9 protein-coding genes and 1 tRNA gene are annotated in these 12,659 nt (G+C 38.5%); 4 read left to right on the top strand and 6 right to left on the bottom strand.

All coding sequences use genetic code 11. The annotated features are described in order from the left end of the window. Positions 1–103 precede the first annotated feature (103 nt). Positions 104–1,096, top strand: a complete 993-nt coding sequence (locus AC1Z3S_RS13795; RefSeq protein WP_461740839.1) for an AraC family transcriptional regulator — start codon at positions 104–106, stop codon at positions 1,094–1,096. A gap of 160 nt (positions 1,097–1,256) precedes the next feature. On the opposite strand, the gene AC1Z3S_RS13800 is transcribed toward AC1Z3S_RS13795, so the two are convergent. Together AC1Z3S_RS13800 and AC1Z3S_RS13805 are read right to left on the bottom strand one after the other, a co-directional pair. Next, positions 1,257–2,687: an MFS transporter gene (locus AC1Z3S_RS13800; RefSeq protein ID WP_461740840.1), complete on the bottom strand. Its 1,431-nt coding sequence runs from the start codon at positions 2,685–2,687 to the stop codon at positions 1,257–1,259. A 147-nt stretch (positions 2,688–2,834) separates the two neighbouring features. Then, positions 2,835–4,322 (bottom strand): cellulase family glycosylhydrolase, encoded by a 1,488-nt coding sequence (locus tag AC1Z3S_RS13805; RefSeq protein ID WP_461740841.1) that lies wholly within the window; start codon positions 4,320–4,322, stop codon positions 2,835–2,837. A 513-nt stretch (positions 4,323–4,835) separates the two neighbouring features. On the opposite strand from AC1Z3S_RS13805, the gene AC1Z3S_RS13810 reads away from it, so the two are divergent. After that, positions 4,836–5,009, top strand: a complete 174-nt coding sequence (locus tag AC1Z3S_RS13810; RefSeq protein ID WP_461740842.1) for a hypothetical protein — start codon at positions 4,836–4,838, stop codon at positions 5,007–5,009. On the opposite strand, the gene AC1Z3S_RS13815 is transcribed toward AC1Z3S_RS13810, so the two are convergent. Further along, a complete protein-coding gene (locus AC1Z3S_RS13815) occupies positions 4,995–7,469 on the bottom strand; it encodes a glycoside hydrolase family 95 protein (protein ID WP_461740843.1) in 2,475 nt (824 codons plus the stop codon). The genes AC1Z3S_RS13810 and AC1Z3S_RS13815 overlap by 15 nt on opposite strands. A gap of 363 nt (positions 7,470–7,832) precedes the next feature. Next, entirely contained in the window at positions 7,833–8,402 is a 570-nt protein-coding gene (locus tag AC1Z3S_RS13820; RefSeq protein ID WP_461740844.1) for a TetR/AcrR family transcriptional regulator, read from the bottom strand. Positions 8,403–8,640: 238 nt separating this feature from the next. Here AC1Z3S_RS13820 and AC1Z3S_RS13825 point away from each other — a divergent pair, with 238 nt between their 5' ends. Then, complete coding sequence (locus AC1Z3S_RS13825) at positions 8,641–9,876, top strand: aminopeptidase (protein ID WP_461740845.1); 1,236 nt, start codon at positions 8,641–8,643, stop codon at positions 9,874–9,876. Positions 9,877–9,925: 49 nt separating this feature from the next. Here the strand turns inward: AC1Z3S_RS13825 and AC1Z3S_RS13830 are convergent, their stop codons facing one another. After that, the gene (locus AC1Z3S_RS13830; RefSeq protein WP_461740846.1) at positions 9,926–11,245 is read right to left on the bottom strand and encodes a DUF2142 domain-containing protein; all 1,320 of its coding nucleotides are present in this window, start codon (positions 11,243–11,245) and stop codon (positions 9,926–9,928) included. A gap of 224 nt (positions 11,246–11,469) precedes the next feature. Next, positions 11,470–11,541 (bottom strand) — tRNA-Arg (locus tag AC1Z3S_RS13835). Between the two features lie 92 nt (positions 11,542–11,633). Here AC1Z3S_RS13835 and AC1Z3S_RS13840 point away from each other — a divergent pair. Beyond that, positions 11,634–12,578, top strand: coding sequence for a DUF7916 family protein (locus tag AC1Z3S_RS13840; protein WP_461740847.1), 945 nt, complete (start codon positions 11,634–11,636; stop codon positions 12,576–12,578). The last annotated feature ends 81 nt before the right edge of the window (positions 12,579–12,659 follow it).

The following is a 12,659-nucleotide window of genomic DNA, read 5'->3' on the forward strand; positions in this document are numbered from 1 at the left end:
CGTTTTCATCATTTGCGACAATTTCAAAAGTTTAGTAAAATAGTATCAAATCTACAGGTTTCCGAATTAAAACTAATTGAAATACTTCGATGGAGATAAAGAGATGGAAGAATTGAAGCTGTTATTAGAAAAGGAAGATGCGGTTGAAATCTTACAAAGACAAACCGGGAAAAATATCAATGAGATGAATCTAGATTATTCTCATTCGATTGTTCCAGAGATTCCCAATGAGGACTTTTTTAAAAAAGGAAATATTTTTATCAATAAACATCATCGCTATTCCTACACTCCGGCACATACTCATAGCTTTGTAGAATTTAATTATGTCTACCAAGGAACCTGTCGCCAAATTGTAAATGGCGAAGAGGTCTTATTAGCATCTGGACAGGTAATTTTGATGGACAAAAATATAATTCAGCAGATTGACACTGTTGGTGAGGAAGATTTGATTGTAAATATTCTATTGAATTCAGCTACTTTAACGAATGACGTTCTGGATAACTTGGGAATGCGAGATAGTTTGATTAGTTTGTTCTTTATAGAAGCCAGCCAACAAAACAGCACCCATAATAGTTTTATGGTTTTCGATTTAAATGACCTGCCCATTGCAAAAAAAATTCTAGAGATCCTAATTGAAAAATATTTGATTGCTAAAAATCCGAATCTTGGAACTCTAAATTTCTTGCTTGCTTCTTTTTTGATGGAACTGACTGAAGCAGAAAATGTTTACACAAACAAACTTTTTCCTGCAAAAAAAAATCAACTTTACCAGATTTTAAATTATCTAAATGAACATTATACTGATACCTCGTTAACGGATTTATCTAAAAAATTTGGTTATAATAAAAACTATTTAAGTAATTTAATTAAGGAAAAAACTGGTAGTAGTTTTCAGGAATTACTAGACACGAAAAGATTAGCCGTAGCTCAAAAATTATTGTCTGAGGGCGACTTAACAATTAGCGAAATCTCTGAAAAACTTGGCTATAAAAGTATCCCCTCTCTTTTCAAATTATTTAAAAACAAGATGGGCATCACGCCAAAAGAATTTCAGCATCATCACTTTAAAAAAAATACAATTGAAGTTAAATCTTAGTAGTAAAAAACAAGCAAAAAAGACAAACAATTTTAGCAATTGCTTGTCTAATGTTTTTTCTATTTTATTTAACAAAGGAATAATAGATTTCTCCTTTAGAGCAGCACAATAAGCTACTCTCTCCTAACTAAATCAAAACCAACTATCTGATTTTTTCTAATCAAACTGGTCCATCACTAGTATCCAGCCCTCGCATGCGGCGGCTTTCAGCCGAAATTTCCTGTTCTCTTTTACGATTAAAGGGATATAAAATCATTGGAATGATGCCCAGCCAAATACAAATCAATGGCAGTATTCCGGTGGCAAAGCGCAGGCCGCGAACTGCTTCTGCTGATTGAACGGCTAAAGTACCATCGTAACCGGTGGCTGCCATGACATTTGTGTACATAATCATAAACACACTGCTGAGGGCTGTGCCGAACAAAGTAAACATGCCATTAAATAAACCAGTTTTTCTGATACCGGTGCGCCACTCATCTTCATCAATAATCAAGCTATTCATAATTCCCGTTGATGTGGCAAAGTGAATCGTGCAAATAACCACTAAACCAAAGGCAATTGATACCTGCCACAATTCCGTCGCAAAGGTCAGACCTAAATACCCCAAAGTCGCCGGCAACATGCCGATGAAAACATTGATTCGTGTGCCGAGGTTTTTGACTGAATAATTACTGACGGGCATAATTCCCAACGCAACCAGATGGGTGACAAAGTTGATAATGGTCGCCTGAGAACCTGTCGCCTGAATAACCGAATCCATATAATACAAATAGGCCGTTGAATAATAACGAAAAGCACTCATCGCAATCACACCGTAAAGCACCGTTGTCAAAAACGGTCGCGTCTTAATAATTTTCCAAGCTTCCGCCACCGTTTTTTTCACACTACTTTTGTCATGATGGAGATTGGCATACATCTCAGGAGTATCTTTTAAACCCCGCAGCGCTAAAACAAAAATAATTGTCTGCACTACTAAGACACCCATTAATATTGGAATAAATAAAGCCCGATTGCCATCACCAATTAGTAATAATGTTGGAATCATGGTCGCCATAAAAGATAACGCATAGGTCAAATAATTTCCAATTGTTCCGATGTCCAAGCGCTCTTCTTTTGATGGGGCGGCCAGTTGCGTATAGGAAGTATAAGCAATCCCATAGGCCGTCGAAGCAGTGTCGAAAAAGAATAATTCAATGCTGAAGACGATAAAAATGGTCCATTGACTCCATGATGGACTGCTTAAAGCCATAAAAAAGGTCGCCAGCATCATAAAAGGCACAGTCACCTTCATGATATATGCATATTTGCCCCGCTTTGGATTATATGGTTTATGATCCAACCACGAACCAATTAGCGGATCGTTGACGGCATTCCAAATATTATAAAGCACATAAACCCAGCCCACCCACGCAGCACTTAGACCGATCACATCCGTGTAGTATTTGATAAAAACTTGATGAATGATAACTTGGCTAACAGATAAAATCGGTGCCGGTAAGGAGAGTTGAAATTTTTTCCAAAAAGAAAGCCCGCTGCTCTTAAACGCAAAAGATTCCTTTAAAATTTGTAGGAGATTAAGTTTTGACTTCATGCTCATTTCCTCCATGTGACATTTGGTGGCAGACACAAAAAAGAGTTTTGAAGAAAGCTAACATAATGAAGGCTTTACTTAAAAGGGCAAAGCTCTTCACTGTGCCCTTTTAAATAAATTTTGCTTTAAAAACTCTTATTTCAACATTTATAAATTTAGTTCTAGTTCAACTAATTCATCCTCTGAAGCCGTAATCATCAAGCTACCGCCAGCGCTGTTGTCATGAGCGTGTAACTCAGAAGTTAAGCCCATTTCTGCAAATAATTCTAAATTAACTTTGCTTAAATCTGGCAGGTAAATAACACTTTCGCCTGCTTTCGCTTGATAGCGCAGAGTGAATTTTTGGTTTTGATAATCGTAGTGATAACGCTCAATTACACCAGCAACCATTTGCGGATATGGCCGGTTTAAGACGGCCGCCGTTGGACTTTCAAAATACCCATCATAATAACTCCAATAAGTATGGCCCCAGAGATAGTTTTCAAAGTATTCGATATGAATTTGACTGATACGTTGAGTTTCCGGATCTTGGAAATATGCCCCCCACTCACCTAAAATCACAGGAACATTTTGTTCTTTTTGGACTTCACGGTGAACCATCAAAGTATTTTCAATGCGCTCGGTACTATAATTTTCAAAATGCGTAGTGTCGACAACTAAATCGTAGGCATGGGGCGCAAAAACCTCCTGCTGATTGTCTTTAAAGGTTAAAGCACTGGGAATGCCGATATTATTAAAGAAGCTAGTTTCTAAGAAAATTAATTTGCCATCAATCAGTGGCAGCAAAGCCGTCTCCAATTTATCAAAGAAGGGTTGCAAAATATTTTTTTCAAACTCCTGCACAATCGGTGTCAATAAACCCAGGGCTTGTTGGTAAATATCTAAGTCTGCTAGAGTGCCCAATAATTCCTGTTTAGCAGCATCATCTAGCCATTTAGCCATCAATTCCTCCGGTGATAATTGGAAACGATGCATAAACAAGCCAATCAGCTGGTCCCGCACCTGCGTTCCTGAAGAACCTGGATAAGGCTCATTCATCAAATCAAAGCCGATGACATTTTCTTCATCCTTAAAGAAGTTGGCAACAAATTTCCACATTTCAGTATAGTGATCCTGTAGGCCGATGCCGTCAGCGGCTGGCGCATTTTCCCAAAAATAATCGATGGCCCGATTCAAGCCTTCACTCAGTTGATACGTGTCACTCCATAATTGACCAGCCACGTGGGGAAGGCCATCATCCAACGTGGCCCACAGCGGCGCACCGTCGCCAAATTTTTCACTATACAGATCTTGATGTATATCAATAAAGACATAAATGCCAGCATTCTTAGCCCAACGCACCTGCTCCTTTAGCTTTTCTAAATAAACTAAATCAAATTCATTCGGCTTTGGCTCAACGGCCTTCCAAAACAGGCCCAAGCGAATTAAATTAATCCCATTATTTCGTAATTGTTGGAATAATGCTTCACCGCCAGGCGTGATGTGTCCCAGTTCACGATTTTTTTCAACTAGGTTTAAGCCATTAAAAATAACTTCTTTCCCACTCTCAGTTAAAAATTTCTGGCCTTTGATTTTAATTTTTTCAATAGTGTCCCTCTTTCTCTTAAAAAATAGCCCAACAGATAACGCTTTCAATTCTTCGGTAAATAAATAACTTTATTAAAAAAATACTATACAAAAATTTTAGCATATTTCCCCAAATAATTACATGATTAATTGCGGATTTTTTTGCTGAAACGAATAATATTATCTATTTTCTTTCATTTGAAACAAAAAAGATAAATAACATAATCAATTACTACTGTAATACCTATTACTATCTTGATAAAAAAATATTAGGTTTTCTCTAGCTGATTCTATTTTTTTATTTCAAAGTATTTTATATCGATGGTAATATTCAGTTAATTATTATTTTTGTAGTAGCCAAAGCTATTTCTGGTCTTTTAAAAGCTCTCGGAATTTTGTGAGCTATTTTTTTAAGCTGCTACTAGCTTCAGTAAAATCACTCTGGAGTTTTGTTTGAGTTTGGTAAATTTAGATTTACTTAAGGGCAAATAATAAAGTTTTAAAAGTTGATATTGGAATTTAACTTAAAAAGAATCCCTTCTTATCACGATTCTGTTATCGTTATAAGAAGGGAGCCTCTAAATGTTAAGTAAAAATCTAAGAGGTGGAAATAATTTTGAAAATCATCTGAAGGGTGAAATTAAACTAACAGCTTCAAATCAACTACGCTATGGCATTATCAATAAATGCCAACAACCTACAAGCCAACTACATCATGCTTTTAAAACTAATACTGAAAAGTTACTTTTGCTTTAATACTACTCGATACTTATGCCCCGCTGCCCCTTCAAAAGAAATTGTATCCTGATTAATTCTTTGAAAAGAAAGCTGCTGATTTTTATCATCGTAAACCTTGGCATTGGCTAAATTAGGATAGCGCAGCTTCACCACTTGCTTGACATTTGGTTTGACAGTTGCCTCAATCAAAACTTTTGCCCGCCAAGTCAAATTGATTTCAATATTTCCCCGAGCTAGTAACCCCTTTACGAAACCATCCGACCAAATATCCGGCAATGCCGGCAATAGGTGAATAAAGCCTAAATTGCTTTGCATCAGCATTTCTGTCACACCAGCGGTATACCCAAAGTTGCCATCAATTTGAAAGGGAGGATGCGCATCCCATAAATTTGGATAAAGCCCTTCTTTAAATAATTTTTGAATCAGCTGGTGCCCCCGATTACCATCTCCGACGCGGGCCCAAGCATTAATCCGCTGACCCATACCCCAGCCGGTGCTTTCATCTCCCCGATCATTTAATGAAATAATCGCTGCTTCCAACAATTCTGGTGTCTCTATCGAAATTAAATTTCCCGGAAATAAGCCTAATAAATGTGAAAGATGGCGGTGATTTTTTTCGCCAAGACTTCCCAAAGTTGTTTCGTTGTACCATTCCTTAATTTGTCCATCTTGACCGATTTCAATTGGTCTTAGCTGTGCTTGCGTTTTTTGCCAGCCACTAATTTTTTCCGTGTCTTGACCAAGTACTTTTGCTCCCGTGATGATTGCTTGATAAAGCTGCCAGATTAGCGATTGTTCGTAAGTATTTCCTGCTGTAATCGGCCCATGCTCTGGTGAAAATGTCGGCGCGGTTTCTAAGCGACCAGTTTTTGAATCTTTGATTAACAACTGATTGTACAAAGCCACAGATTCCTTCAATAACGGATAAATCTGCTCTCTTAGAAATTCAGCATCAAGAGTGTATTCGTAATACTCCCAGACATTTTGCAAAATCCACGGCACCGCCGCTGGTGACCAACCCCAATCAAAGGACCAGCCGGGAGCTGTAAAGCCAAAGGGCGTATTTTGGGTGTGAGCAGTAAAGCCACTGGTAACGCCAAAATAAATTTCTGCTGAAACTTTGCCCGGTGACACCAAAGAATTCAGATAATCAATCAATGGATACGCTGTTTCAACTAAATTTCCATTGTATGTTGGCCAGTAGTTCATCTGCAAATTGACATTCATATGAAAATCAGCACCCCACGGCACACGTTCAGCATCCCCCACCCGATTTTGCCACACTCCCTGTAAATTCGCCGGCAAGTCGCCCTTTCTAGAAGAGGCGATAGCTAGATAACGACCATATTGATAAAGTAACACTTCCAGCTGTCTTGCTTCAGCATCCGTAGCAAGTCCTTCATTGTATTTATCTAACAGCTGATCTGTCGGCACAGGAGCAGCTATCTGCCCAAGCTTTAACTGAACCCGTTCAAATAACTGCTGATAATCCTTCAAGTGGTCTGCTTTAATTTTTTGATACCCTTTTTTGACCGCTGCTGCTAAAATCTTTGAAACCCGTTCGTTAAGCTGTTGGCTAGTTTCTCCGGAACGATAGTCGGGATAGATATTTTGGTAATCCGTACTAGCCGTGACAAAAATCGTTACGAAAGTTGCCTCTCTGACAGCTAGTGTTTCTCCGTCTTTTACAAAAACTTTTCCATCAGTCTCACCAATTTGCAATTGGCTGTTTAACCGCAATTGATTATCCTGCAGACTTCCGCTGACAGTTATGTTATTTCCAAAAACGCTAGTTGAAATTTCCTTACCTAAGTTTCCCTCAAGAACCTCTTTTTCATTATGAATCGGAAAACGTATATCAAAATTCGTTTTTATATTTTCAGCTGTGTACTTAAAAGCAATGACGTTATCAGGGTAACTAGCCAAATATTCTCTTGAAAAAGTCCCACCTTGATAATCAAAAGAAACCGTTGCTAGCCCTTTGGTTAAATCCAATGAACGAAGATAATTTTCCGCCTGCGATTCATCTAGCAGAAAATTAACATAAATATTTCCCCACGACTGATAAGCGCCATAACCATTTGCTCCGCCAACCAATTGTTGCGCTAGCTCAGCTGCTTGCTCATTTTGATTTGCTTGATACAACTCAATAACTTTTTGATAAACTGCTGACATTTTTAGCCCATTTTCAGCAATGGGCTTATTGCCGCCATTATAATCAGGACGCCTTGCGCTGGGACCACCATTCCATAAAGTTTTCTGATTGAAGGTCAGCCGCTCTTGGCTAATCTCTCCATAGATATTAGCCCCCATGCTGCTGTTGCCGATTGGCAAAGTAAATTGCTGCCACAAATTGTCTTCTTCAGTCGTATTAAAAGCTCCAGGAGATAAGATTGTCTTACCTTTGGAGGCGGGTTCGGTGTACCACAAAGTCAAGGGATTTAAAGGATGGCGTTGCTCTACCGTTTTTGTTTTCATGGGCAAACTCCTTAAAAATAAAATTCTGCTTAGATTGAATAATAAATTTTGAGTAAGTCAGACATTTATAAATCATTCATCAAAAATACGAATTCTCATGGCAATCACTTACCAAAAGCGATTGGATTGGTTATTTTCAAGTTTCCAGATAGACTGGGATTATTAAAAAAAAACAGCACTGAAATAACAAATATTTGTCATTCAGTACTGTTGATACATCTGTTTAAAAGATAATTGATAAAGAAAATTATTCTTCATTTGGAATTGTGTCCATAATGACAGTATCTTATTTTGGTCAAAATCCATCCAGTTAAAGGTCAAATCACTACTCAAAATGAAGTCAAAAATTATTTCAAACTATACCTAATCTAAATCAATCCGCACATCATCTTTTAAGATATTATCAATTGTCAGTTGCATGAGGCTGATAATCTGCTCATCAGTCGGTTTGATAATCGCCGAAGACATCAACGAGGCAATTCCGGTAGCAACCACCCAACAGCCCATATTTAGAGACTGAATCTGCTCTGGAGAAAGATTTTCATAGCTGGGATCCTTTGAAGCCAGCTCAGCAAAAAGATTATTAGAAAATTCCTGCATTTTATTGCCAAAACCTGATTCCTCCAAGTAAAGCGCCCGGTAAAGTTGTTTTTCCCGTTCAGCAAAATGGATGTAATTCAGCGCTAAATCAATCAGTGGCTGACGAGTGTGTTCCACCATAAAAACTTCATCCGCCAAATAAGCATAGAGCTGGTCCAATAATGCTTCCTTCAGGTCGTTCATATTTTTAAATTCCAAATAGATTGGTTGGGTCGAACAACCCATCTTAGCAGCAATATTCCTGGCGGTAAAACGTGAGAATCCTTCGGTTGCGACAACTTCGTATGCAGCTTTTAAAATTTGTTCTTTTGTTATTGTTTTCTTGCGGGCCATGATGATTCCTCCCTGTCTGGCGTCGGTAACAACGTTTTCAATCTCTGTTATATTTACATTTTACCACGTTTTATTTAAAGTGCAAAACTCTTTTTAGATAAGCTTTCAATTATGACCATGTAATTTAATTAAACCTTCAATAAGTTATCAAAACAAATGTTTCCAGTGGTAATAATTGTTTTTAGGATTTGCAAATGCTATCATATTTCATGTAATTAAAAATAAGGGGGATTTCCTGATGTCAAGTGAATTTCAAACAGAATTAAAAAAATATGCTCAACTGATTACCGAGGTTGGTGTAAACGTTGAAAAAGGACATACAATTGTGGTGCAAGCCAGTGTCGACCAAGCACCATTAGTCCGTTTGATTACCGAACATGCCTACAAATTAGGAGCCGCTGAAGTCATTGTCCAATGGAACGATGATTTTATCCAAAAAGAATTTTTAGCCAATGCTGACAGTGACCGTCTGGAAAATATTCCACAATATGTCGTTGACCGTTCAGATGATTGGGTGGCCAAAGGTGCTAGCCGCATCAGCATTGTTTCAGCAAACCCTGATTCATTGGCCGGTGTCGACGCTGACCGTGTGGCTACTTACCAAGCAGCTGCCGGTAAAGCCATGGCGAACCTCAGAAAAGCAACCCAAGCCAATAAAGTCAGCTGGACCGTTGTGGCGGCTGCCGGTAAAGAATGGGCAGCCAAAGTCTTTCCAGATTTAAACTCATCAAAAGAACAAGTTGAAGCCTTATGGTCAGAAATTTTTAAAACGACCCGCATCGACCAAGCGGATCCTGTTCAAGCTTGGAAGGATCACGATGCCAAATTAGCCTCAAAAGCTGCTGAGTTAAATAAAGAACAATTTACTGCGCTGCATTATACTGCTCCGGGGACTGATTTGATTGTTGGTTTGCCAAAAAATCATCTTTGGGAAGGCGCTGGCAGTTTCAATGCCCGCGGCGAAAAATTTATGGCCAATATGCCAACTGAAGAAGTCTTTACCGCTCCTGATGCAAATCGCGTTGATGGCGTTGTTTCCAGCACTAAGCCATTAAGCTATGCTGGGACTACCCTTTTAGGTATGAAATTTACCTTTAAAGATGGCAAAGTGGTTGATTTTTCAGCCGAACAAGGACAAGAAGTTTTAGCAAAATTATTGGCAATTGACGAAGGCGCCAAACATTTAGGCGAAGTCGCTTTAGTGCCTGACCCTTCACCAATTTCCCAATCTGGCATTACTTTTTACAATACTCTATTCGATGAAAATGCCTCAAATCATTTAGCATTAGGTTCAGCCTATGCCTTCAGTATCGAAGGCGGCACCGAAATGTCCGAAGAAGAATTAATCGCTGCCGGTTTAAACCGCAGCCACACCCACGTCGACTTCATGATTGGCTCCTCACAGATGAACATCGACGGCATCAAAGCCGATGGCACCCGCGTCCCTGTTTTCAGAAATGGTGATTGGGCGTAAATAAAAAGGCAGCTTCCTGATGTATGAGAATCAGGAAGCTGCTAATTTTTTATCCTAAATTTGTCCAAGTTGGCGTTACTCCCCACACAAAACCACGGTAGTAACAAATAATCAAATACAGTACTAAAATAATAACTGTACTGGTTAAACTAATGCGTTTAACCACTTTTTCGGGCAGTTGCAGCTCATATTTGGTCCCGAAGTTTTGCAACAGCGGAAGAACTAGAATCAGAAAAGGGCTTATATAACGACCAGATAAGTCATCAAACGGCTGCCTGTTTAAAATTAAATAGAACCCTGCGAAAATCCCAATCCAATTCAATAGAAAAACACCAATAGAAATAGTTTGGCTAGCTCCAAACCAGCGCCTTTTTTTCTCTGTCAATAATACTAAAAATAGGCAAAGTAGCCATAGTATATTCAATAAATTAGGTAAAATTAATGGTGTCACCTGCCAAAGCTGTCTGGCTCTCCTCCCCATAGTTTCAACATTTAAATAATTTGTGAAAAAAACCTTAGCCAATTCCACTAAATTAATTTGCCAATGTAAAACTATCAGAAATATCCCAATCAATAAAGCCCCAGAAATGACTAATAAGCTGCGCCGGTGCTTTTTTAACTTTTTGAACCAATTAAGAACTGGCTGATGGAGACTTGGTAGCGCTAAAAGCAGCGGTAAAGCAAAAAGATAATTATTTTTTAAAAAGAACAATAAAATCAGCGAAGTTGTTAAGCCAAGCCACTCTCTCTTGGTATACTCTGCAAACTTTTGTTTTTGTTGTAAGTTGAAGATCATCATAATAAAAAATGACACTACAACATAACAAAAAACATCATAGCTGGGACTAGCCAATTTTTGAATAAAAGGAACTGTAAAAAGCATGATCAAAGACCATTGGCCTACCTTGCTGGCTTTGATGATAAAATAAAAACTAATTAAAAAGAACAGTAGATTTGTCAGCCGAGAAAAGACCAAGATCCAACCAATACTTGGATAGATAAAACGGCCGATTAACGCGCCTAGCGCAGCCGGCAGATGGGCAATATCAATTCGACTAATTAAATTACTGTCCGTTAAAATATTCAACGCTACACCATCAGCACTGATTGCCGTGATTTTTTGACTAAATAGCTGACCCAAATCGATATTTTTCGGTAGCGAGGTCGCCACCATTTCAATTTCCCTAAGAGCTTCTTCTGACATCGCTTCAGGATGATTGGCACTAAACATATTGTAGACAGCGCTAAGATGAAATCCTTCATCTCCGTTAGATAATGGAAAAGTCACAAAAATCGACAGGATACCAAAAATTAACATTATCACAAAAAAAGTTATCGCCGGTTTTCTTTGATTTACTCCCACACTCACACCATCCCTCAAAAATAAGAAAAGACTACAACATAAAAGCTTTTATAGATTAGCTATCCGAACCAGCTTGCTTTTACTATAACCAAGTATAATGATGAGAAAGCTTATATGTTTCGGCTCTCCATAACATTATAGGCCCACATTAACTAATATAGACAGCGTTTGTTGCTTAAGTTTCGGAAAATCAAATCTATTTTGACTTATGCCACAGTCTCTTTGATTGACGTCCCCTGCCGGAATCGAACCAGCAACTAATCCTTAGGAGGGACTTGTTATATCCATTTAACTAAGGGGACAAATACTTTACTATTTTATCTTTGCAAAATGTTTATGTCAAACGCTTTTAAGGTTATAATGATATAGTAATTAAAATTTTGGAGGTTTTAAAATGGTAAAAAGATTAATTAGCGCATTTTCTAGCGAAATCGCTAACATGACAGCAGCTGAGTTGAAACAATCAATTAAAGCTAGTGAAGGCCGGACAATTGCGGTGGAAAATGTGGTCCTGGCTTCACCAGCAGCCGGCGATATTACTAATGCAGAAGTGGTTAGCGCTTATGGAGCCGATTTAATTTTGCTAAACGCCTTTGATTGTTTCCGTCCGATTGTTTTTGGAATGCCTGGCACTACTGTAGAAGGTTCTTTTGCACAATTGATGAATCCAGAAGCGGAAGTTGAAAATCCGATTCCTACTTTGAAAAAATTAACGGGCCGACCAATTGGGATAAATTTAGAACCAATTGCTTTTTCTGATGACATGCTAAGCGAACGAATTTCAATTAGCTCTGGTCGAACTAGCTCACCAGAAACAATCCAAAAAGCGGAGGAAATGGGCGTTGATTTCATTTGTTTTACTGGAAATCCTGGAACTGGTGTGACCAATGCAGCGATTGCGGATGCTGTTAAAGTTGCTAAACAACATTTCAGTGGCTTAATTATTGCTGGTAAAATGCATTCAGCTGGCTCAAGTGAACCTGTTGTGACACCCGAAGCTGTTGAAGCTTACGCAAAAGCTGGCGCAGATATTTTATTACTGCCGGCTGTCGGAACAATTCAAGGTTTCACGGAAAAACATTTAATTGAAGCTGTTGAAATTGCGAAAAGCTACGACTTGTTAACGATGACAGCAATCGGAACTAGTCAAGAAAGTGCACGTCCGGAAACCATTCGTCAGATGGCGATTGTCAATAAAACTTGTGGCGTCGATATCCAACACATCGGGGATGCCGGTTTTGGCGGAATGACTTTACCAGAAAATATTTATGAAATGTCGATTGCTATCCGCGGATTGCGCCATACAATTAATCGCATCGGCCGTTCAGTAAATCGTTAAAATTCTTTAAGAATAGGCAAAAAACTTTTAATCTGACTCTTCAGTTGCTATCATAATTGCAAGGACCAAAAAATTTTGAAC

It is taken from the genome of Enterococcus sp. LJL90, from assembly GCF_056924355.1.

What these genes read in the sequence shown, in the direction of transcription:
- AC1Z3S_RS13815 (WP_461740843.1), bottom strand. Translation starts at nt 7,469, where the DNA reads ATGAAAACAAAAACGGTAGAGCAACGCCATCCTTTAAATCCCTTGACT.
- AC1Z3S_RS13800 (WP_461740840.1), bottom strand. Translation starts at nt 2,687, where the DNA reads ATGAAGTCAAAACTTAATCTCCTACAAATTTTAAAGGAATCTTTTGCG.
- AC1Z3S_RS13840 (WP_461740847.1), top strand. Translation starts at nt 11,634, where the DNA reads ATGGTAAAAAGATTAATTAGCGCATTTTCTAGCGAAATCGCTAACATG.
- AC1Z3S_RS13795 (WP_461740839.1), top strand. Translation starts at nt 104, where the DNA reads ATGGAAGAATTGAAGCTGTTATTAGAAAAGGAAGATGCGGTTGAAATC.
- AC1Z3S_RS13810 (WP_461740842.1), top strand. Translation starts at nt 4,836, where the DNA reads ATGTTAAGTAAAAATCTAAGAGGTGGAAATAATTTTGAAAATCATCTG.
- AC1Z3S_RS13825 (WP_461740845.1), top strand. Translation starts at nt 8,641, where the DNA reads ATGTCAAGTGAATTTCAAACAGAATTAAAAAAATATGCTCAACTGATT.
- AC1Z3S_RS13820 (WP_461740844.1), bottom strand. Translation starts at nt 8,402, where the DNA reads ATGGCCCGCAAGAAAACAATAACAAAAGAACAAATTTTAAAAGCTGCA.